The sequence below is a fragment of the Embleya sp. NPDC005971 genome (assembly GCF_040629175.1).
Lineage (GTDB): Bacteria > Actinomycetota > Actinomycetes > Streptomycetales > Streptomycetaceae > Embleya.
Genome location: NZ_JBEXUX010000067.1, coordinates 22,530 through 44,155, shown reverse-complemented (window position 1 = coordinate 44,155; position 21,626 = coordinate 22,530). Strand labels below are relative to the sequence as shown.

The following is a 21,626-nucleotide window of genomic DNA, read 5'->3' as shown; positions in this document are numbered from 1 at the left end:
TGATGAAGCGCCAAATCACGCGTACCGCGATGGCGGGGGCCGCAGCCCTGGCCATCGCCTCCGGCGGCATGCTCGGCCTCTCCGGAACTGCGGTCGCCGCCGAGGTGGTCGTGCCGGACACCTGCAAGCTGCCGATCCTCGCCGGCGGCAAGGACGTCACGAACGACCAGAAGATCGAACTCGTGATGCCCACGACCGCGATCAAGCCCGGCAACGTCGCGACGGTCGGCGTCAAGATGGGCCCGACCGGGCAGAAGGCACCGGCCAAGCTCAACAACGACTTCACCTTCTCGATGACCTTCGAGGTCGGCGGAGGCGGCGGCACCACCAAGGAGGTGAAGCTCGAAGGCGGTGGGAAGCTGGTCGCCGAGAAGGACGGCGACGTCGCCCTCCCGCAGTTCGACGGCAAGATCGCCATTCCGGCCGACCTCAAGAGCGACATCACGCTCAAGCCGAAGGAGTGGACGACAACCGTAAAGATCGCCGGTTCGCAGGTCACGGTGTGCAAGCCCACCGGGACGGCACCGGAGCTGGGCACGCTCAAGATCAGCGAGGACGGCGGCGGCGACCCGCCGGCCGGCGCCCCGAACGGCAAGGACGTCTCGGTCGACTACACCTGTGACATCTTCCTCGGCACCGAGAAGTTCGGGGATCCGCTGCCGCTGAAGACGACCATCAAGGTGATCGTGCCCAGCGTCGCCAAGCCGAACGAAAAGGTCGCGGTCCAGGCGAAGTTCAAGGACGACATCCTCGGCACGGCGCCCTCGATCACGCCGCCCGAAGGGGTCGAGGCCACCGTTGTCCCGACCCTGACCATCGACACCACGGGCGGTGACAAGAAGCCGTTCGACGTCACGCTGGCGGCCAAGAAGGTCAGCATCAAGCCGGGCGACCAGATCAAGGCGGCCGGTCCCCTCGCGGGCGAGTTCACCGTCGGCGCGGCGGGCGACTACGGGTTCACCCCGGGCGCGTTCAACCTCGGCCTGGAGATCCCGGGCGAGCAGGTGGTCAAGGTCAACCTCAAGTGCAAGGCCGACAAGACCGCCGTCTCGGCCACCCTCAAGGCGAAGGGCGACGGCGGCACGACCGGCGGCGTCACCCAGACCCCCACGGGCAATGTGGGCAGCGACGGTGGCAGCAGCACCACCAGCACCGGCGGAGCCACCGGCGACCTCGCGCACACCGGCGCCTCCGGCGGCGGCATGACCGCGTTCGCGATGGCGGCCGGCACCGCCGTGCTCGGTGCGATCGCGCTGATGTTGTTCGTGCCCTACCGTCGGCGGATCCGCAACCAGGTCTGACCTTCGGAGCACACCCGGCGGCAACTCGGCGCCGTAGCGGCCACGATGGCCGAACCGAGCTGATCCGAAATCGAAGGGTCCCCTTGCCGGTCCTCACCCGGCCGGGGGACCCTTCGGCTGTATCCCGCCACCCATGAGAAGGAACGCGACTCCGATGGTTGTCTGGGCTCCACGCATGGCGAGTGCCGCCCTCGCTCTGGGTTGCACGGTCGGTTCGGCGCTCGCGCTCGCCCCGCCCGCCGGCGCGGCGGAACCGTTGATCGTGCAGGTGCACTGCGTCATCCCGCTGGATCAGCCCGCCGTGGACGGTCCGCAGCAGATCTCGCTGGAGGCACCGAGCGATCCGGTCCGCCCCGGCGACAAGGTGAAGATCAAGGTCACCCTCGGCGGCAGCCCCGCGACCAGCCCACTGCCGTTCCCGGGCACCCCGTTGACCCCGTCGATCCAACTCGTCCTGTCCGGCGGCGCGAGCGGTGAACTCACGCTCCAGGGGCCCAGGATGCGCGTCGACATCCCGGGCACGCCCGCACAGATCGTGGTGCCGCCCTACGAGGGCGAGATCACCGTGCCGCTCGACGCCAGGGGCGACATCAGGATCGCGCCGGGCAAGATGGTCACCAGTACCGCGATCTTCGGCGACCAGATCACCACGTGTTTCCCGACCGCTCCCGCGCCGCCCGCCGCGACGCTCAAGGTCGATGCGGCGGGGAAGGCCCCGGAGGGGCCGCAGGGCACCGCGGCGAGCCCCGGCGCCGGACAACCCCCGGCATCGGGCGCGACGTCCGCAGAGACCGCGTCACAGCGCGCGGAGAGCCCGGCCGCGAGCCCGGGCGGGGTCGCCGAGGGAGCGGGCAAGCCGAGCGGGGTCGACATCGGGACGCTGAGCAGGGGCGAGGACGACGGGGACATCTCCGGCGGGACGATCGCGCTGATCGTGATCGGCGCGCTGATCCTGGTGATGGCCGCGGCCACGATGTTGTACTCGTGGCGTCGACACGAGGACGACGAGTGGTGAGCGCGCCGGTCCCGGTGCCCCGGTCGTTCGCAGTCCCTCGATCAGGGAAAAAATCCCGCCGATTCCCGGCCCCCGCAGCTCTGTCGGGCGGAGCTCGTCAACCTCGCGCCGATGGCTCAGTAACATCAAGGTCATGACCCGCGTACTGCTCGCCGAGGACGACGCATCCATCTCCGAACCGCTCGCGCGTGCGTTGCGCCGAGAGGGCTACGAGGTCGAGGTGCGCGAGGACGGTCCAAGCGCTCTCGAGTGCGCCGCGCAGAGCGGGGTGGACCTGCTCGTTCTCGACCTCGGCCTGCCCGGCATGGACGGCCTGGAGGTGTGCCGGCGGCTGCGTGCCGAGGGGCACGGCTTTCCGGTTCTGGTCCTGACCGCGCGCGCCGACGAAGTGGACACGGTGGTCGGCCTCGACGCCGGCGCCGACGACTACGTCACCAAGCCCTTCCGGCTCGCCGAACTGCTCGCGCGCGTGCGGGCGCTGCTTCGCCGCGGCGCCGCCGATGTCGGTCAGGGGGTGCACGGCGTGCGGATCGACGTCGACTCGCACCGCGCCTGGATCGGCGAGGAGGAGCTTCAGCTCACCGCCAAGGAGTTCGACCTGCTCCGGGTGCTGGTGCGCGACGCAGGCCGGGTGGTCACCCGCGACCAGCTCATGCGCGAAGTGTGGGACACCACGTGGTGGAGTTCCACCAAGACACTGGACATGCACATCTCGTGGCTGCGCAAGAAGCTCGGTGACGACGCGGGCAATCCCCGCTACATCACCACGGTGCGCGGTGTGGGCTTCCGCTTCGAGAAGAGCTGACCTCGGGCCGGGCCGACTTCGCGGGAGCCGATCTCGGAGCCGATCTCCGAGCCGACCTCGGAAAGCTGACGGGACCAACCTTGCGTCGCAGGCTCATCAACACCACGCTCGGCGTGGTCCTGGTCGTCGTGGCCGTACTCGGCGTGCCGCTGGCGTTCGTGGAGACCCACGCGATCGAGAACAGCGCGGGCGACAGCCTCAAGGCCGAGGCCGCGCGCATCCTGGAGGTCGTCGAGCTGCGCCTGGCCTCCGGCGAACGCTCGAACGCGGAACTGCTGCACCGGCAGATCGAACCGCATCGCTACGCGATCGTGCGGCTGCAGGGGGAGCCCCCACTGGTGATCGGCGACAAGCCGAGCGGCCGGGTCTTCGAGAAGGAGATGCCCGGCGAGATGGGCGACTCGGTCACCGTCGGCGAACCGCGCGAGCGGGTCACCGGCAAGATCCGCGAATCCCTCCTGCTGATCCTCGGCGTCGCGCTGCTCGCCGTCGCCGCGGCCGCCGCCCTCGCGGTGTGGCAGGCCCGCCGGCTCGCCCGCCCGCTGACCGACCTGGCCGAGACCGCCGAACGCCTCGGCTCGGGCGACCCGCGCCCCCGACATCGCCGGTACGGCGTGCCCGAGCTGGATCGGGTCGCCGAGGTGCTGGACCAGAGCGCCGAGCGGATCGCGCGGATGCTCACCGCCGAGCGCCGGCTCGCCGCGGACGCCTCCCACCAGCTCCGCACTCCGCTCACCGCGCTGTCCATGCGGCTGGAGGAGATCATCGCGACCGAGGATCCGGAGATCGTCAAGGAGGAGGCCGCGATCGCGCTGTCCCAGGTCGAGCGGCTCACCGACGTGGTGCAGCGGCTGTTGACCAGCAGTCGGCGCGGCAGCGGCGGGCGCGATCCGCGCAACATGTCCGCGGTCACCGTCCGGGTGGACGACGTGATCCAGCAGCAGATCGACGAATGGCGACCCAACTTCCGCGAGGCCGGACGCAGTATCCGAGTCGAGGGGGAGCGCGGGCTGACCGCCGTGGCCACCCCGGGCGCGCTGTCCCAGGTGCTTGCCACGCTGGTCGAGAACACCCTCATGCACGGTGCCGGCGGGGTGAACATCCGTACCCGGACGACCGGCACGTCGGTGGTGGTCGAGGTCGAGGACGAGGGCACCGGCGTGCCCGACGAGCTGGGTGCGCGGGTGTTCGAGCGGGCGGTCAGCGGCCACAACTCGACCGGCCTGGGCCTCGCGGTCGCCCGCGACCTGGCCGAGGCGGACGGCGGCCGACTGGAACTGCTCCAGCAGCGCCCGCCGGTGTTCGCGGTGTTCCTGGCGGCACATCCGGAGGAACCGCCCGGCTGAGCGGGCGGGGCGAGCGCTCAGGCCCGGGACGTTTCGCTTTCGTCCTCGACCAGGCGGGCGGCCTCGGTGTCCAGGTGGGCTGCGCCGGGGGCTATCGGCTCGTCGGGTTCGGCGTCCTCGCCGACCGGCGGTGCGACGACCCGGACCGGCTTGCGGTCGACCTCGTGGGTGCCGGTGAAGACCCAGGTGCGGTAGGACCAGAAGCGGAACAGCGTGCCCAGGGGCAGCCCGACGGCGTACTTGGCGACGTTGTCCGCGAGCAGCGAGGGGTGGCCGAGCCAGTAGTGCGAGATGGCCACGGTGCCCGCCTCGATCGCCATCCCGACCCCGCTGAACGCCATGAACAGCACGAACTCGCGTCGACTGTCCTCGGACGTCCGGTGTCGGAAGGCCCAGTAGCGGTTGCCGAGATAGTTCACCATGATCGCGAGCGCGGTCGAGATCACCGACGAGCGCACCGAGGCCAGGCCCAGGTGGTTACGGCAGATGTTGAACACGATCACGTTGACGACCACGCCGAATCCGCCGACGGCGCCGAACTTCAGCGTCTCGTGCAGCAGGTGTCCGACTCGGTCGTACCAATTCCGGAGCGCCTTCACGACATGCCACCTTCGACGACCGGGAGGGTGCCGGGTCGTTTGTGCTTGAACACCCACGTACGGAATGCCCAGAAGCGGAACAGCGTGCCGAGAGCCATGCCGACGATGTTCGCCGAGATGTTGTCGGCGAGCTTGCTCTCGTAGCCCATCAGGTTGTGCGAGACGAATACGCTCGACGCCTGGATGCCCGCGGCGATGGCGCTGAACACGAAGAAGAGGGTGTACTCGCGACCGACGCCGGTGCGGTCCCGATGCCGGTAGGTCCAGTACCGGTTGCCGATGTAGGCCACGATGGTCGCCGGGATCGAGGAGACGATCTTCGCCGCGACCCCGCCCATGCCGAGCGAGAGGCCGAGGTTGAAGACGAGCACGTCCACCGCGTAGGCGAGTCCGCCCGCGACCAGGAACCGGGTGACCTCCGAACGCAGGCGCGCCATCCGGCCGGGCGGCGGTCCGACGGACGGGTCGGTGGGGGCGCCGACAGGCGAAGGCACGGACGCTCCTTGGGCACCACGGGGGCTACGGGCATGACCACTCACCCGACGAGGGTAGCCGTCGTGGCTGCTCGGCATCGGTGCACGGTCTCCCTCCTGTTGCAGACTCTTTACCGGAACATCTCCCGTCCCGTGTGGCACACGTCGTTTCGGCGGGCCCGGCTCGTCCGAAGCCTGCCCGCGATCCCCGCCGCCACGACCGCGTGTCTCGGGTCGGTACCCTTCCCCCGTGACGTTCCCAGTCGTCGGCATGGTCGGCGGCGGCCAGCTCGCCCGCATGACGCACCAGGCCGCAATCCCGCTCGGCGCCCGCTTTCGCGTGTTCGCCGCATCCCCGTCCGAATCCGCGGCCCAGGTCGTGGGCGACGTCGTGCTCGGCAGCGAGGACGATCTCGCCGACCTGCGCCGCTTCGCGCAGGGCTGTGACGTGGTCACCTTCGACCACGAACAGGTCCCCACCGCGCTGCTGGAGGCCCTGGAAGCCGACGGCGTCGCCGTGCGGCCGAGCCCGCGGGCCCTCGTGCACGCCCAGGACAAGGGCGTGATGCGGGCCAGGCTGGCCGAGATCGGCGTCCCGTGCCCGCGCAATCGGATCGTGACCGATCCGGCGGACGTGACGGCGTTCGCGGCCGAGGTCGGCGGTTGGCCGGTGGTGCTCAAGACCACCCGCGGCGGCTACGACGGCAAGGGCGTGTGGATCGTGCGCGGCGAGGCGGAGGCCGCCGTGCCGTTCGCGGCCGGGGTGCCGGTGCTCGCCGAGGAGAAGGTCGACTTCACCCGCGAACTGGCGGCCTGCGTGGTGCGCTCGCCGCACGGGCAGGCGGTGGCCTATCCGGTGGTCGAGTCGATCCAGGTGGACGGCGTGTGTCGCGAGGTGATCGCACCCGCGCCGAACCTGACCGAGGAGCTCGCGGTCCGCGCGCAGCGGATCGCGCTGTCGATCGCGGGCGAGCTGGATGTCACCGGGCACCTCGCGGTCGAACTGTTCGAGACGCCCGACGGCCGGATCCTGGTCAACGAGCTGGCCATGCGCCCGCACAACAGCGGGCACTGGAGCATCGACGGCGCGGTCACCTCGCAGTTCGAGAACCACCTGCGCGCGGTGCTCGACCTGCCGCTGGGCGACCCGCGCGCGCGGGCGCCGTGGACTGTGATGGTCAACGTGCTCGGCGGCGACTATCCCGACATGTACCGTCCGTACCTGCACGTGATGGCCCGCGACCCCGGGGTCAAGGTGCACATGTACGGCAAGGACGTGAAGCCCGGTCGCAAGGTCGGGCACGTGACCGTGTGCGGCGACGATCTGGACGACGTGCGCGAGCGCGCCCGGCACGCCGCCGACTATCTCCGAGGGGACATCACCGAATGAGCACGCAGCCCGTCGTCGGCATCGTCATGGGATCCGACTCGGACTGGCCGGTGATGGAACTCGCCGCGCAGGTCATGGACGAATTCGGGATCGCCTACGAGGCCGACGTGGTCTCCGCGCACCGGATGCCGCAGGAGATGATCGAGTACGGCACGAACGCGGCCGAACGTGGGCTCAAGGCGATCATCGCGGGCGCGGGTGGCGCCGCGCACCTGCCCGGGATGCTGGCCTCGGTCACCCCGCTGCCGGTGATCGGCGTACCGGTGCCGCTGAAGTACCTGGACGGCATGGACTCGTTGTTGTCGATCGTGCAGATGCCGGCCGGCGTGCCGGTGGCCACCGTCTCGATCGGCGGCGCGCGCAACGCCGGGCTGCTCGCGGTGCGGATGCTGGCGGCGCACGATCCGGTGCTGCTCGAACGCATGACCGCGTTCCAGGTCGAGCTGAAGGCGCAGGCGACCGAGAAGGGGCGCAAGCTGCGCGAGCGAATCGGTTCCTAGCGTGTCCGGGCGGGGCCCGATCGGGTGCTCGGGCCCCGGCCGCCGGGCTCAGGCCCGGCCCGCGCCCGTCATGGTGATGCGCTGGAGCTCCACCGCCGAACAGCGGTCCATCACCATGTCCAGGCCCGCGTCCCGGACCCGCTGGTAGGCCCGCTCGTCGATCACGTCCAACTGGAACCAGACCGCCATCGCGCCGATCTTCACCGCCTGGTCGGCGATCTCGCCTGCCTGGTCCGAGTTGACGAACACGTCGACCACGTCCACCGGGAACGGGATCTCGGCGAGCGTGGCGTAGCCCGGCTCGCCGTGCACGGTCTCGGCCTTGGGGTGCACGGGCACGACGCGCTTTCCCCACTGGCGGAGGAACGCGGCTACTCCATACGCGGCGCGGTGGGAGTTGGTGCTGAGGCCCACCACCGCCCAGGTGTTCGTGTCGAGGATCCGTCGGATGGTGGGCTCGTCGCCGTACGGCATGCTGATGACCTCGCAGTCTTGTCTCGCTGCTCGCGGTGCCCCCCGAGCGACGGACGGCGCGACGCCCGTCGGCCGGGTGAGTGTGCCCCCGGGGCGGGCCGGCTACTCAGGGGCGACCGAGTGCCCGGTACGTCCATCCTGCGCCGCGCCAGCGCACCGGGTCGAGGGCGTTGCGCCCGTCGAGTACGCGCCGTTCCGCGACGATCTCGCCCAGTACGGCCGGGTCCATCTCGCGAAACTCCGGCCACTCGGTCAGGTGCAGCACCACGTGCGCGCCGCGGGCCGCGTCGAAGGCGGTGTCCGCGTAGGTCAGGCCCGGGTACATCTTTCGCGCGTTGTCCATCGCCTTGGGGTCGTACACGGTCACCTCGCCGCCCTGGAGTTGCACCTGGGCGGCGACGTTGAGCGCGGGCGAGTCGCGGATGTCGTCCGAGTTCGGCTTGAAGGCGGCCCCGAAGACGGCGACCCGGCGGCCCAGGAAGCTGCCGTCGCACTGTTCGCGGGCCAGATCGACCATCCGGAACCGGCGGCGCATGTTGATCGCGTCCACCTCGCGCAGGAAGGTGAGCGCCTGATCGGCGCCCAGTTCACCCGCTCGGGCCATGAACGCGCGGATGTCCTTGGGCAGGCAGCCACCGCCGAAGCCGAGGCCGGCCTTGAGGAAGCGGCCGTTGATCCGCGGGTCGAAGGCGAGCGCCTGGGACAACTGCTCGACGTCGGCGCCGGCCGCCTCGCAGACCTCGGCCATCGCGTTGATGAACGAGATCTTGGTGGCCAGGAACGAGTTGGCGGCGGTCTTGACCAGCTCGGAGGTGGCGAAGTCGGTCACCACGAGCGGGACACCCTCGGCGAGCAGGGTCGCGTAGACCTCGCGCAGGGCGTCCTCGGCCCGCTGCGAGCGCACGCCGATCACCAGCCGGTCCGGGTGCAGGGTGTCCTGGACGGCGAAGCCCTCGCGCAGGAACTCGGGATTCCAGGCCAGCTCGGCCTCGGCGCCCACCGGTGCCAGCTCGGCGATCCGGGTGGTCAGCCGTTCGGCGGTGCCGACCGGGACGGTGGACTTGCCGACGACCAGGCACGGGCGGCGCAGCAGCGGGGCGAGCGCGTCCACGGCCGCGTCCACGTAGGACACGTCGGCGGCGAACTCGCCCTTGCGCTGCGGCGTGTTCACGCACACGAAGTGCACGTCGCCGAACTCGGCCAGCTCGGCGATGTCGGTGGTGAAGCGAAGCCGTCCCGATGCCACGTGCGGGGCCATCAGCTCTTCGAGTTCGGGCTCCCAGAACGGCGTCCGGCCGCTCGCGAGGGTGGCCACCTTGTCGGGATCCACGTCCATCCCGAGGACCTCGAAGCCCAGCTCGGCCATGCACGCCGCGTGCGTGGCGCCCAGGTAGCCGGTACCGATGACCGTGATGCGGGGTGCCACGTACGTCACCTGACTTCTTCGTCGTAGGGCGGGATACAGCCGGATACGGCCTCATGGATCGTATCCGGCCCCGTTGTGGCGCCGTCGGGGAACCGCGACCGTGCCGCCCCGGGCTCGAATCGGGGCCCGGCTGAATTAGGGTGGATGCCAGTGCTGGTTACTGAGCGGTAATAAAATGCGTCAGCCTTACAGCTACGTACCCTGCACGTGTCAACTCTTCATGCGTCAACTCTTGAGCCGAGAGGCAGGCACCCGTGGCCGGACGAAAAGACTTCGACCTCTTCCGCGTCTCCGAGGAGCACGACATGCTCCGCGAGTCGGTTCGCGCCCTCGCGGAGGCGAAGATCGCCCCGTTCGCCGCCGAGGTCGACGAGCAGTCCCGCTTCCCACAGGAAGCGCTGGACGCGCTCGGCGCCAACGATCTCCATGCGGTGCACATCCCGGAGGAGTACGGCGGCGCGGGCGCCGACGCACTGGCCACCGTGATCGTGATCGAGGAGATAGCCCGGGTGTGCGCGTCCTCGTCGCTGATCCCGGCGGTGAACAAGCTCGGCACCATGCCCTTGATCCTGTCCGGCTCCGAGGACCTCAAGCGGCGCTACCTGGGCGCGGTCGCGCGTGGTGACGGGATGTTCTCGTACTGCCTGTCCGAGCCCGAGGCCGGTTCGGACGCCGCCGCGATGAAGACCCGCGCGGTGCGCGACGGCGACTCGTGGGTGCTCAACGGCGTCAAGCGCTGGATCACCAACGCGGGCGTGTCCGAGTTCTACACGGTGATGGCCGTGACCGACCCGGACAAGCGCAGCAAGGGCATCTCGGCCTTCGTGGTGGAGATGTCGGACGAGGGTGTCTCGTTCGGTGCGCCGGAGAAGAAGCTCGGCATCAAGGGCTCGCCGACGCGCGAGGTCTACCTCGACAACGTACGGATCCCGGCCGACCGGATCATCGGCGCGGAGGGCACCGGCTTCGCCACGGCGATGAAGACGCTCGACCACACGCGCGTGACCATCGCGGCGCAGGCGCTGGGCATAGCCCAGGGCGCGCTCGACTACGCGAAGGGCTACGTGCGGGAGCGCAAGCAGTTCGGCAAGCCGATCGCCGACTTCCAGGGCATCCAGTTCATGCTCGCGGACATGGCGATGAAGCTGGAGGCGGCCCGGCAGCTCACCTACGCGGCGGCGGCCAAGTCCGAGCGCGGCGACGCGGACCTGACCTTCCACGGCGCCGCGGCCAAGTGCTTCGCCTCCGACGCGGCGATGGAGATCACCGTCGACGCGGTGCAACTCCTCGGCGGCTACGGCTACACGCGCGACTACCCGCTGGAGCGGATGATGCGCGACGCCAAGATCACCCAGATCTACGAGGGAACGAATCAAGTCCAGCGGATCGTGATGGCGAGGAACCTGCCGAAGTAGCGACGCCGAGCGCATCGCGATCCCCCGGCCGGGGCGTTTCGGCCGGGGGATCGCCACGCGCGGGAGGCCACGGGTCGATGCCGTCGGACCCGGTGTTCGAGGTCAGGGGGCGGGGACGAGCTTGACCACGGTCACCGTGACGACGGTGGCGCTGACGATGTAGCGGATGAACGCGACGCCGGACACGGTCGTCTCGCGGCGGTCCCGGTCGCCGCCCACGGCCGAGCCGTGCGCGTAGGGGGCGGACGCCATGGCGGTCATGCCGGAGTCGAAGCGTTTGCGGCGCTCCGGTGACAGATGTGTGCGTTCGACTTCGGCGTCCGGGGCGTAGGCGATGCGGTAGCTCATCCGGTGCTCCGGTACGCGTCGTCCAACTCGTCGGCGTACGTCATTCCGGTCATGTCGCCGGTCTTCAGTCGTTCGACCAAGGCATCCTCGTCCGGGTCGTGTGCTTCGGGCGTGCGCAATGCCCAACTGGCCATCAGGCCGAAGAGTTCGTCCGCCGAGGCGGACTCGATCTCCCGCACGAAGTCGGCGCGATCCGTCTCCGGGAGGGCCTCGCGGATGTCGGCGATCGTGCCGGGCAAGGCGACCTCTCGGCCCGCTATGTGTGTCCTGAATACGTGCTGGGCCATGACGCCTCCTTGTCCGCGCGGTCCGGTTGCCATCCACCAGTGTGCCCCGGGGACGCGGTCGGTCGTGTCGGTTCCCGAGGGATGGGCGGCCGAGTGCATGCGCGGAGTCCTTCGGTCGTGGGCCGGGCCGGATTCGATGCGGTCGGCCGGGGCGGGGAGGTGGGTTCGCCGGTCGCGGGGAGCGGCTTCCGGGGCGGGAGCGCGGGCCGGGAAGTCGGGCCTGCTCGTGAGTCGGGCTGGATCTCATGGCGCCTTGACGACGACGGCTGTTGCGGGTTCGCTCGGTCGTACGCTCGGGCGCAACCTTTGGGGTCCCGGGTCGTTGGCGACGGCATGATGATCACTGTCGGCCGTGCGGCCGCTGCCCTGTCCGCCGGCATTGCCGGTCTGCTGCTCGCTCTCGCTCCCGTCGCTGCTCGGGCGGCCGAGAGCGTACACGTCGGGGGCGACCGGGTTTTGCTCGATTCGACCGTGTGGGTGGCGGCCGATGGCACGATCACCCTCTCCGGTACCTACCAGTGCTCCGCGGGCCATGCCGGGGTCGTGCTGGTCGGCGGCAGTGTCGGCCAGGCCGGCCACCACACCGCGGTCGGCGGCAGCATCGCCACCTGCGACGGTCGGGCCCACGCCTGGCGCAACAGCGAGAAGTCCGCCATCGGCTTCGTCCCCGGCGCCGCGCACGGTGATGCCACGCTGCTCGAACTCGAGGACGGCGAGGGCGTGGTCCCGGTGCTGCCCGCCATCCTCGCGGTCGACGACCACGACGTGGTGATCCAGCGGGCCTAGGATCCGCGTTCACTCCCCCTTCGGGCTCCTCGCCGCGCTCACGCCGCGGCGCCCGAAGGGGGTCGAACGGCTTGGGTGCCGGCCGAGGTGTCCCGTTCCGGGCCGTCCGCGGGTGCGCGGGGGGCGGGTTCGGTCCGGGCGCTGTGCCGACCGCCGCCCCTGCTGTTCTGCGTCGGGGAGATCTCGCCCGCGGCCACCGCCGACAGGGGGCGGCGGGCCGCGTGGCTGATCACGATCAGGACCGCGACCAGCCCCCAGTTGGTGATCACCGACGAGCCGCCCTGGGCCAGGAACGGCATCGTCATGCCGGTCAGCGGGATCAGGCCGATGACGCCGCCGGCGACCACGAAGACCTGGAGCGCCATGACGACCGCCAGCCCCGCGGCGAGCAGCTTGCCGAACGGGTCGCGCGCCGCCAACGCGGTGCGCAGGCCGCGTTCGATCAGCAGCGCGTACACCATGAAGATCGCCATCATCCCGGCCAGGCCCAGTTCCTCGCCGACCGAGGTCAGGATGAAGTCGCTGTTGGCGGCGAAGCCGATCTCACCGGGGTGGCCCTGGTTGAGGCCGGTGCCGAGCATGCCGCCACTGCCGAACCCGAAGAGCGCCTGGGCGGCCTGGTCGGAGTCGGTGAGGCCGGGCTTGGGCAGGTCGTAGTAGTACATCGGGTCGAGCCAGGCGTGTACCCGGCTCTTGACGTGCGGTTCCACCGAACCGACCAGCACCGCGCCGGTCGCCGACAGGACGAGCCCGAACACCAGCCAACTCGTGCGCTCGGTCGCGATGTAGAGGAGTACGACGAACACCCCGAAGAACAGCAGCGAGGTGCCCAGGTCCCGCTCGAACACCAGGATCAGCAGGCTCAGCAACCACGCGGCCAGGATCGGCCCCAGGTCGCGACCCCGCGGCAGCGGCATCCCCAGCACCGTACGGCCGGCCAGCGCGAGCGCGTCGCGTTTGGCCATCAGATAACCCGCGAAGAAGACGGTGAGCACGATCTTGGTGAACTCGCCGGGCTGCAACGAGAACGGGCCGAGCGCGACCCAGATCTTGGCCCCGTTCACCGCCGGGAACGGGATCGGCGACACGAGCAGCACCAGCGACAGGGCCATCGCGGTGTAGGTGTAGCGCTGGAGCACACGGTGATCCCGGAGCAGCACGACGATGCCGAGGAACAGCGCGATGCCCATCGCCGACCACACGAGCTGGGTCGACGCGGTCTGCAACGCCTTCTTCTGGCCGCGTACCGGATCGAGCCCGATGCGGTAGATCAGCACCATGCCGATGCCGTTCAACAACGTGGCCAGCGGCAGCAGGAGCGGGTCGGCGTACGGCGCGAACCGGCGGATCGCCAGGTGCCCGAGCAGGGCCGGCGCACCGATGCCCAGGCTGTAGCCCACCATGCCCGCGGGTAACGAACCGTCGCCCGCCAGCCCGACGTTGGCATAGGCCAGTACGGTCACCAGCACCGCGAAGCCGAGCATCGTCAGCTCGGTGCCGCGCCGATTCGGTATGGGCCCCGCGTCCGCCGGCCGATCCGTCATCTCTCGTGCTCCCATCGGCCGACCGTGATCGTTCCGAGGAAAGACGAGGGCGTCGGCGGCGCCGGTTCCGCTCAGTCCTTCCGGTTCTTCGCCACCTCGTAACGCAGGTCGGTGAGTTCGCCGACGTCGGCCACCTCGTTCGCCGCGCACACCTTCAGCGCCGCCTCCAGTCGAGCCACCGCCGCCGGCCGCTGCTCCAGGCCGAACGCCTCTATTCGCGCGCCCAGTTGCACCGCGTCCAGATACCCGTCGCGCTCCTGCGGCAACAGCGGCACATACGCCGCCGCGGCCCGGTCGGCCGCGGTCAACGCCGGGTGCAGCCGGTCGGCGCGCGCCAGCAGGTGGGCGAGCTGGTGCTGCGTGCCGGCCGTCTCGATCGCGACCATCGCCGCCGCGTCGTCGTCCGCATCCGCGGACACATCCGCGCCCGCGCCCGGCTCGACCCCCGCCAGCTCCCGCAGCGCCTCGCCGAACAGCGCCAGGGCCCGGTCCACCCCCGACGGGTCCTCCCGATCGGTGCTGCCCGCGATGCTCCACGCCTTCGCCCGCAGCGCCCGCACCGTCTCGCGCACGTCGCCCTCCGCGCGCAGGAGTTCGATCGCCCGGCCGAACGCGGCCTGTGCCTGCGCGGCCATCCCCGCGTCGTCCAGCGCGTGTGCCGCCGCCACCGCGATCTCCGCCTGGGTCGCCCGATCGGCGACCTTCGTGGCGGCCTCGGCGGCCATCGACAGGTGCCTGGCCGCGTCCCGGGCATCGCCCAGCCGGCGCAGGCACATGCCCAGTGCCCAACGTTCGTGCATCGCGTGTTCGGGGCCGTGGTGCGCCTCGATGTCCGGCAGCAACTCCTCCAGGATCGCCGCGGCCTCCGCGTCCCGACCCAGGCCGAACAGCATGCCCACGGCGCCCCTGCGGCAGGCCGCCGCCATCTCCGCGTCACCCTCGCCGTCGAACACGTGCGCGGCCTCCAACGCGAACGGCAGCGCGTCCTCCGGCCGTTCCTGCGCGCCGACCGCGTTGGCCAGCATGGTCAGCGCGTGGCCGACCGGGAACTGCGGCTCGTCGTAGAACGCCGCCGTCTCCAGCGCGGCGCGCATGTCCGCCTCGGCCGCCGCCGGGTCGCCCGCCTGCATCCGCACCTGGCTGCGCAGGAACAGCGGTCGGCAGGCCGACCAGGGCCGTTCCGCCTCCCGGCACAGTGTGATGGCCGCACTCAGATCGACTTCGGCGTCAATCGTGCGCTCCTCCTGGAGCGCCTGCTCCGCACGCAGATGCAGCGCCGCCGCCCGGCGGTGCGCCAGTCCGTGGTCCCGACCCAGGTCGTGCAGTTCGGTCAGGACCGCCTGCACGTCGTCGGACCCGGTGGTCAGTGCCACGATCGCGCGGTGGTGCAACACCAGTGCCAGCGGCGCGGCGTCGTCCGGCAGGAACTTCTCGGCCTCGGCCCGAGCCGCGTCGAACAGTCCGATCGCGTCGGCGTCCTCGGCCCGGAACCGGGCCATCGCGATCCGCACCTCGGCGCCCACCGCCCGCCCCGGCGCGTCCGCCGCCCGATAGCCGGCCGCGGCCCGGGTCAGCGCCGCGATGCCCGCCGCGAACTCGCCCTCGTCGACCAGGTCGACGCCCTCGTCCTCGGTGATCGCGGCGAGCGCGAACGCGTCCACGTCCTGCCCCAGAGCACCCGCCGCCGCCGCGTAGTCCCGCCAGGCCGCACCCGAACGTGGATGCCCCGCGGTGTCCGACTCCCGTGCACGAAGCAGCAGTTCCGAAACATCGTGGGTGGCCGAAACCGTCGCTGCGGGCGGCGCGGCCGGCGCCGACGCGGCCACCCGCGCCGAACGCAGGCCCAAGGGCAGCGACTTCGCCACCGGCGCCGCCGCCAACCGGCGCCGCACCCGCGAACTCACCGCGTCGTTCCCGTTGCGCGCGTCGAAGCGTGCCGCGATCTCGAACAACTCGCGCTCGACCGTGTCGCGCAGCGCGCCCGCCGAGGTGTCCTCGAAGACCACCAACCCCGGCCCGCCGATCGCGACCAGTCGGCGCAGCAACACCGCGACGCCGGCCAGGAAATCGGCGTGGTCGGAGGGGTCGCTCTGCGGACGCTCCAGCCAGGCCCGATGCTCGGCGAGGATCTCGATCCCGCGGCCCTCGTTGCCGGTCAGCGCACAGAACTCGATGTGCTCGGCGACCGCCGCGTAGGTGCTCACCTTGCCGCGCACCGACCGGTAGCCGCGCAGGTGGTGCGCCCGGGCCCGATCCGGGTCGCCCTCGCGCACGAGCGGCAACATCGACGCGGCCAGCGAGACCTGTGGCTCCTCGGCGCAGGTCAACGCGCCGTCCAGGGTGGGCGCGAGCAGTTCCAGCGCGTCCGCGTCCCGGCCCCGGGCGATCAACCAGCGGGCCTGCTCGCGCCGTTCGCACGCGTCGCAGTCGGCGAGCCGATCACGATCGGCGGCCAGCCACGCCTCGAACGCCTCGCCGCTCTCCGCGTCGGCGCCGATGTGTCGGGCCAGGTAGAACCGGCTCTGCTGAACCGGCCGCAGGCTGTGCCCGGCGGTGCGGTAGCGGCGTTCCATGTCGGCCAGGTAGCCGCGGATCGCCGGCAGCGGCACCTCGGGCACCGCGAGCAGCGAGCTGGTGATCCACTTGAGATCCCAGAACAGGTGATGGGTCAACTGCTCGTCGAAGCCCTCGGGGTGCTCGTCCCACAACTTGAGCAGGCGGGAGAGCGGGACCGGCGTGCGCGGCGACTCGCCGCCGTAGTTGTACGCGGTGATCAGCCGCAGCAGCGCCCAGGCGAGGTTCTCGTCGCTGCCCATCCGCTCGGCGACCACGACCAGTTCCTCGGCGCGGGCGGTACGCGCCTTTCCGTACGGCAGTTCCTCGTTCGCGTCCAGGGCAGCGAAGAACCCGGCGTCGTCACGGATGTCCATCAAGGGTTCCTATTCGGCGGGGTTCGGCTGGTGGACGGCCCGCTCCAGCAGGCCGAGGAAGGATCGGCCGAGCAGGCCGGTCTCGGCCGAGGTGAGCGGTCGGTGGCTGAGCAACAGAGCCTGGCCGTACAGTCCTTCGACCGCGGCCCGGGCCAGTTCGGGATCATCGAGGCCGGCGATCCGGCGGACCAGCGGGTTGAGGTGGTTGAGCACGAGCTGCGCCCGCGGGCCCTGCCCGCGCAGCGAGCCCAGGATGCCCGACCACAGGTCGTCGCCGCGGCCGGCCGCGTCCTGCTCGGCCTCGGCCCGCCCCCGCTCGCCGCGCGCGTCCCGCCCGTCCAGCAGCAACGCGGGCACGGTGACCGGCTGGAACGTGCGCAGCGACACGTCGCACGAGAGCGGGTCCAGCGCGGCGCGCGCGTGCGCGAGGAAGCTCGCCGCGGCCAGTTCGGCGGTCGGGTCGACCGAGTCCAGGTGCGCGGTGACGGTGTCCGGGTCGAGTTCGGTGACGGTGGTGCCCGGGCGGATGTCGGCGAGCCGGTGGACCAGGTCCAGGTCGTAGGTGTAGCCGCCGTTGACCACGCCCAGCCCGGCCGCCGCCGCGATCGGCGCGACCTGGCGGTATTCCTCCACCGTCGGCGTCACGTGCACGACCGGATGCCGGCGGGCGAACTCGTCCAGCGCGATCCGTCCGTCGGTGGTCTCGAACGGCAACCACGGCAGCACCAGCCGCAACAACTCGTCGTCGTGCCGGGCCAGTGCCTTCACACCCAGGTGATGCACGCTCAGGAACCGCGCCAGCCGCGGCTGGTCGTGCGCGGCCAACTCGGCCAGCCAGTCCCGGATATGCCCGCCGAGCGCGTCCCGCACCCCGGCCAGCGACTCGTCGTCGTACAGGCTCTCCCGCGACGCGGTGGGCCGCAGCGTGTCGGTGTCCACGACGCAGCGCACAAAGAACGCCCAGTCGGGCAGCAGCCCGTCGGCGTTCTCGGTGAGCAACATGCCCTTGAGATGCACCCGATGCTTGCCGCGCATCGCCGGACTGACCGCCTCCGGCAGCACGAACGCCGCGCCGCGCACCCCCGCGAGCGGCACGTCCAGGTCGATCACGTCCAGCGGGGTGAAACCCAGTCGGCTCTCGCAATACGCGGTGAGCGCGGCCCGGCGACGCTCCGGTGTCGGGTACGGGCGGTCCCAGACCGCCGGCGTGTCGGTGATCGGCGTGTGCTCGCCGGCGGCCACGACGGTGACCGGATACGGCAGCAACGCGCCGAAGTCACGGGCGAGTTCGACCACCCGATCGGCGGCGAACCAGGACTCGCTGCCCCGACGCGGGGTCAGGAACACCGTGGTGCCCGGCTCTTCGCGTTCCTCGTGGGCCAGGGTGCGCACCGTGTAGCGGCCGTCCGAACCGGCCTTCCACTCCACCGGCGGCGCGTCCGGCGCCTGGGCCGAGCGGGTGACCACGGTGATCTCGTCGGCGACCACGAAGCAGGCGAGCAGGCCGATGCCGAACTGGCCGAGGTAGTCGCGCCGGGCGCTCTCCAGCGCGTCCCGCTTGGAACTGCGCCCGATGGTGGCCAGGAAGCGGTGCACGTCGGCCTCGGTCAACCCGACGCCGGTGTCGGTGACCCGAAGTCCGCCGTCCTCCACCGTGATGGTGATCGCCGCCGGGGCCTGCGCGTCCGCGGCCCGCCGCGCGGTGACCGCGTCGACGCCGTTCTGCAGCAGCTCGCGCAGGTATACCCGGGGGCTGGAGTAGAGGTGGTGCGACAACAGGTCGACCAGACCGCGCAGATCGACCTGGAAGGTGTGGTCAGCGGCGGTTATCGCGGCATCGTTCATGCGGACTTCGTCACCTCGGGGCAGGATCGCCGGCCGACATCCCGGCCGAGTGCTGATGGTACGAAACGGCGGGGACAGGCGGCGAATCATCGAGCCGACCGCCGGTCCCCGCCGAGCCGGGTTCAGCGCTTGGGCGCGTCCACCGTCCGCCCGTCGCGCAGCGCCTGGAACAGCGCCTTGGAGCCCTTGTCGTCCCACAACACGGTGGAGCCGACGCCCTGAACGTTGTATCCGGGATTCGAGATCGGCACCGTGGTGGTGACCCCGTCGCCCCCGGACAGGCTGCCCATGTCCTTGAACAGGTCGTACAGATCGAACAGGCCGGTGTCGTCGTCCACGGTCACCGCGCTCAGCGAGGCGTCGGCCACCGGGAAGGCGCTGAACGGGTTGAGCAGCACGCCGGCCGACTTGGCCTTCTTCGCCAGCGCGCTGAGGAACTGCTGCTGGTTCTCCATCCGGGCCAGGTCCGAGCGCGCCGGGTCGTAGTAGCGGGAGCGGACGAAGGCCAGCGACTCGGCGCCGTCCAGCGTCTGGCAGCCGGCCTCCAGGTTCGCGCCGGACTTCTTGTCCTTGATCGGCCCCTTGAGGCAGATGTCCACGCCGTCCATCGCGTTGACGATGTTGTTGAACCCGCCGAAGCCGATCTCCGCGTAGTGGTCGAGTCGCAGACCGGTGGCCATCTCCACGGTGCGGGCCAGCAGCGGGGCGCCGCCGGAGTCGAAGGCCGCGTTGAGCTTGTCCTTGTGCGCCTTCACCGTCTTGCCGTTCTTGCTGAACGCCGGGATGTCCACGTAGGAGTCACGCGGGAGGCTGATCAGCGCGGTGCCGCCCTTGCCCTTGTGCAGCAGCATCATCGAGTCGGTGCGCTTGCCCTGGGCCTTGCCGGTGTGCAGCTTCTTGCGGTCGGTGGCGTCCAGGCCCTCGCGGCTGTCCGAGCCGACGATCAGCCACGTGGTGCCCGCGGACGAGGCGGGTCGCCCCTTGTAGTTGTCCAGGACGTCCTCGTGTTGGATCTTCGAGTCGGCCCAGAAGTAGGTCACCGTGCCGAAGACCAGCACCAGCGCGACGAAGACGCCGACCCCGATGAGGATGCGCTTCTTCCAGTTGACCGGACCGCGCGGACGCCGCAGCCGGCCGGCGGGGCCACCGGGACCCCCCGGGCCGGGCGGCTCGCCGGGACCGCCGGGTCCCTCGGGACCGCTGGGACCGCGTTGCGGCGGTGGCCCCGCCGGCGCGCCGTGCGCGTCGGCGATCGGCGGCTGCGGCGGATAGGCGTCCGCGCCGGGCGGCCGCTGCACCGGCGGCACGCCGTGCGGCGAGTGGCTCAGGGGAGCCGGCGGATACCCACCGGGCGGCTGCGCCGGATAGGCGTTCGGCGCCTGTGGCGGATACCCGCCCGGTGCCTGCTGCGGGTAGCCGCCGGGGCGGCTCGGAATCGTTCCCGGGGGAGGTTGCTGCGGCTGCTGGTCGCCGTCCGCCCATCCCGGCGGCCAATTGTTCATGGGACCGAAGCTTTCACTCGATCAGCCCCGAGGCAACCGAATGTCGACCTCATCGACCATCTGTTCCACAGTTGATGCTCACTTCTTACATGAGACCTCGTCGCCGGATTTGGCGGAGTATGCCGGATTCGGCGTGACGCCGACGGACGGCTGCTCGGCGGACGCCCCACCGACGCGCACCGGAGTCGCCCCCGCGTACGACGAACCCGCGATCACCTCGATCGTGCGGCCCAGGCCGGTGACCGGCTCCAGGGTCGCGCCCGGCAACGCGGCCTGCACGGTCTTGACCGAGCGGTTCCACTTGGGGTCGTACCGGATGATCGTGCGCACGCCGTCGGTCGAGGTCGAGGTCCGCGGCGGGCCGGCCATCGCGAAGCCGAGGCCCTTGAGCTCCTCGTGCGCGCGTGTGCCCAGGCCCGTGCTCGGCGCGCCGTTGTACACCTGCAGCGAGATGTCGCCGGGCGCCACCTCGACCGATACCGGGGAGGGCGCGGGCGCGTTGGTCGGGCCCGGCGTGTTCGTCTTGTCCGGCGACGGCGCGATCAGGTCCTTGTCCTCGCGGATCGCCTTGAACAGGCCCGCCGCCTTCACGTCGTCCCACAACACCGTCGAGCCCCAGTCCGGGACCTGGTGGTCGATGCTCTTGAGCGGCACCTGGGCGTAGGTGACCCCGGAGTTGGACAGGTTCCGCAGCTTGCTGCCCAGATCCAGGAAGGACTGCGGGCTCATGCCCTCGTCCACCTTGATCGAGCCGAGCACCGCGTCCAGCACGTTCTTGAGCTTGATCGGGTTGGTCAGCGTGCCGGAGGAAGTCGCCTTGGCGAGCACCTGCGTCATGAACTTCTGCTGGCGCTGGGTACGGCCGATGTCGCCGGTCGGATCACTGGCGATGTACCGGGCGCGGACGAACTGCAGGGCCTTGACGCCGTCCAGCTTGCTGGTGCCCGCAGGCAGGTCGAGGCCGGACTTGGGGTCGCGCAGCGGCTTGGGCGTGCACATCTCGATGCCGCCGAGGGTGTCCACGACGGAGACGAAGGAGACGAAGTTGACCTCGATGTAGTGGTCGATCCGGATCCCGGTCGCCTTCTCCACGGTGGCCACCGTCAACGGCGGGCCACCGAGCGTGTACGCGGCGTTGATCTTGCCTCTGGAGGGACCGCGTTGCTCGCCGGTGGTCTTGTCCTTGTGCGCCGGGAACTCCACATAACTGTCCCGAGGCAGGCTGGTGATGGTCGCGCGGTCCCGCTTGCCGTTGAGGTGGACGATCATCACCGTGTCGGTGCAGTCGCAGGATTCGCCGCCGGCGTGCAGCCTCTGGAGGGTGTCCTTGGAGATGCCGGCACGGTTGTCCGAGCCCACGATCAGGAAGTTGAGGTCGCTGCCGGATCCGGTGTCCGGGCGGTTGTCCAGGCCCTTGAACGGCTGTATCCGCTGGATCTTCCCGTCGAAGTGCTTGACCCAGGCCCAGCCGATGCCGCTGGTCGCCAGGATCGCCGCCGCCAGCACGCCGGTGATCAACACGAACCAATTGCGGCCGACATTGCGGCCGTTCCGGTCGCCGTTCGCGATTCTCGCCGAGGGTCGTCCGCCGGTGGTCGCCATGGGGTGCGGTTTCCCTCCTCGCGGACCGATCTCGTCCC

19 protein-coding genes are annotated in these 21,626 nt (G+C 70.8%); 8 read left to right on the top strand and 11 right to left on the bottom strand.

Translation table 11 applies throughout. The annotated features are described in order from the left end of the window. Positions 1-2: 2 nt before the first annotated feature. The 4 genes from ABZ374_RS39045 (at position 3) to ABZ374_RS39030 (ending at position 4,467) form a co-directional block, all read left to right on the top strand. Positions 3-1,301 (top strand): hypothetical protein, encoded by a 1,299-nt coding sequence (locus ABZ374_RS39045; RefSeq protein ID WP_360321018.1) that lies wholly within the window; start codon positions 3-5, stop codon positions 1,299-1,301. 175 nt (positions 1,302-1,476) lie between these two features. Beyond that, positions 1,477-2,316, top strand: coding sequence for a hypothetical protein (locus ABZ374_RS39040; RefSeq protein ID WP_360321015.1), 840 nt, complete (start codon positions 1,477-1,479; stop codon positions 2,314-2,316). Between the two features lie 133 nt (positions 2,317-2,449). Then, complete coding sequence (locus ABZ374_RS39035) at positions 2,450-3,121, top strand: response regulator transcription factor (protein WP_020556678.1); 672 nt, start codon at positions 2,450-2,452, stop codon at positions 3,119-3,121. A gap of 80 nt (positions 3,122-3,201) precedes the next feature. Beyond that, complete coding sequence (locus tag ABZ374_RS39030; protein WP_360321012.1) at positions 3,202-4,467, top strand: ATP-binding protein; 1,266 nt, start codon at positions 3,202-3,204, stop codon at positions 4,465-4,467. A gap of 17 nt (positions 4,468-4,484) precedes the next feature. Here ABZ374_RS39030 and ABZ374_RS39025 read toward each other — a convergent pair whose 3' ends face one another. Continuing rightward, a complete protein-coding gene (locus tag ABZ374_RS39025) occupies positions 4,485-5,066 on the bottom strand; it encodes a GtrA family protein (RefSeq protein WP_360321009.1) in 582 nt (193 codons plus the stop codon). Further along, the gene (locus tag ABZ374_RS39020; RefSeq protein ID WP_360321006.1) at positions 5,063-5,560 is read right to left on the bottom strand and encodes a GtrA family protein; all 498 of its coding nucleotides are present in this window, start codon (positions 5,558-5,560) and stop codon (positions 5,063-5,065) included. Before ABZ374_RS39020 ends, ABZ374_RS39025 begins: the two co-directional genes overlap by 4 nt. Before the next feature lie 229 nt (positions 5,561-5,789). Here ABZ374_RS39020 and ABZ374_RS39015 point away from each other — a divergent pair, with 229 nt between their 5' ends. Both ABZ374_RS39015 and purE read left to right on the top strand, forming a co-directional pair. Then, positions 5,790-6,929, top strand: a complete 1,140-nt coding sequence (locus tag ABZ374_RS39015; protein WP_360321003.1) for a 5-(carboxyamino)imidazole ribonucleotide synthase — start codon at positions 5,790-5,792, stop codon at positions 6,927-6,929. Further along, positions 6,926-7,429, top strand: a complete 504-nt coding sequence (gene purE / locus ABZ374_RS39010; RefSeq protein WP_360321000.1) for a 5-(carboxyamino)imidazole ribonucleotide mutase — start codon at positions 6,926-6,928, stop codon at positions 7,427-7,429. Before ABZ374_RS39015 ends, purE begins: the two co-directional genes overlap by 4 nt. 48 nt (positions 7,430-7,477) lie before the next feature. Here the strand turns inward: purE and ABZ374_RS39005 are convergent, their stop codons facing one another. Both ABZ374_RS39005 and ABZ374_RS39000 read right to left on the bottom strand, forming a co-directional pair. After that, a complete protein-coding gene (locus ABZ374_RS39005; protein ID WP_360320997.1) occupies positions 7,478-7,903 on the bottom strand; it encodes a CoA-binding protein in 426 nt (141 codons plus the stop codon). Positions 7,904-8,009: 106 nt separating this feature from the next. Beyond that, positions 8,010-9,329, bottom strand: a complete 1,320-nt coding sequence (locus ABZ374_RS39000) for a UDP-glucose/GDP-mannose dehydrogenase family protein (RefSeq protein WP_360320994.1) — start codon at positions 9,327-9,329, stop codon at positions 8,010-8,012. Positions 9,330-9,583: 254 nt separating this feature from the next. On the opposite strand from ABZ374_RS39000, the gene ABZ374_RS38995 reads away from it, so the two are divergent. Next, positions 9,584-10,744 carry an acyl-CoA dehydrogenase gene (locus ABZ374_RS38995; RefSeq protein ID WP_360320991.1) on the top strand — a complete coding sequence of 387 codons (1,161 nt, stop codon included), beginning with the start codon at positions 9,584-9,586 and terminating at the stop codon, positions 10,742-10,744. 102 nt (positions 10,745-10,846) lie between these two features. Here ABZ374_RS38995 and ABZ374_RS38990 read toward each other — a convergent pair whose 3' ends face one another. After that, the gene (locus tag ABZ374_RS38990; RefSeq protein ID WP_360320988.1) at positions 10,847-11,092 is read right to left on the bottom strand and encodes a hypothetical protein; all 246 of its coding nucleotides are present in this window, start codon (positions 11,090-11,092) and stop codon (positions 10,847-10,849) included. Continuing rightward, complete coding sequence (locus ABZ374_RS38985) at positions 11,089-11,379, bottom strand: hypothetical protein (RefSeq protein ID WP_360320985.1); 291 nt, start codon at positions 11,377-11,379, stop codon at positions 11,089-11,091. Before ABZ374_RS38985 ends, ABZ374_RS38990 begins: the two co-directional genes overlap by 4 nt. A 333-nt stretch (positions 11,380-11,712) precedes the next feature. On the opposite strand from ABZ374_RS38985, the gene ABZ374_RS38980 reads away from it, so the two are divergent. Continuing rightward, positions 11,713-12,165 (top strand): DUF6299 family protein, encoded by a 453-nt coding sequence (locus ABZ374_RS38980; RefSeq protein WP_360320982.1) that lies wholly within the window; start codon positions 11,713-11,715, stop codon positions 12,163-12,165. A gap of 38 nt (positions 12,166-12,203) precedes the next feature. Here the strand turns inward: ABZ374_RS38980 and ABZ374_RS38975 are convergent, their stop codons facing one another. The 5 genes from ABZ374_RS38975 to ABZ374_RS38955 all read right to left on the bottom strand — a co-directional run bounded on the left by ABZ374_RS38975 (position 12,204) and on the right by ABZ374_RS38955 (position 21,588). Then, positions 12,204-13,709, bottom strand: a complete 1,506-nt coding sequence (locus ABZ374_RS38975; protein ID WP_360320979.1) for an FtsW/RodA/SpoVE family cell cycle protein — start codon at positions 13,707-13,709, stop codon at positions 12,204-12,206. 71 nt (positions 13,710-13,780) lie between these two features. Next, positions 13,781-16,639, bottom strand: coding sequence for a tetratricopeptide repeat protein (locus tag ABZ374_RS38970; RefSeq protein WP_360320976.1), 2,859 nt, complete (start codon positions 16,637-16,639; stop codon positions 13,781-13,783). 9 nt (positions 16,640-16,648) lie between these two features. Beyond that, positions 16,649-18,484 (bottom strand): HSP90 family protein, encoded by a 1,836-nt coding sequence (locus ABZ374_RS38965; RefSeq protein WP_360320973.1) that lies wholly within the window; start codon positions 18,482-18,484, stop codon positions 16,649-16,651. Between the two features lie 122 nt (positions 18,485-18,606). Then, on the bottom strand, positions 18,607-19,986 hold the full coding sequence (locus ABZ374_RS38960) for an LCP family protein (protein WP_360320970.1): 1,380 nt from the start codon (positions 19,984-19,986) through the stop codon (positions 18,607-18,609). A 78-nt stretch (positions 19,987-20,064) separates the two neighbouring features. Beyond that, positions 20,065-21,588: an LCP family protein gene (locus ABZ374_RS38955; RefSeq protein WP_360320967.1), complete on the bottom strand. Its 1,524-nt coding sequence runs from the start codon at positions 21,586-21,588 to the stop codon at positions 20,065-20,067. Positions 21,589-21,626 lie beyond the last annotated feature (38 nt).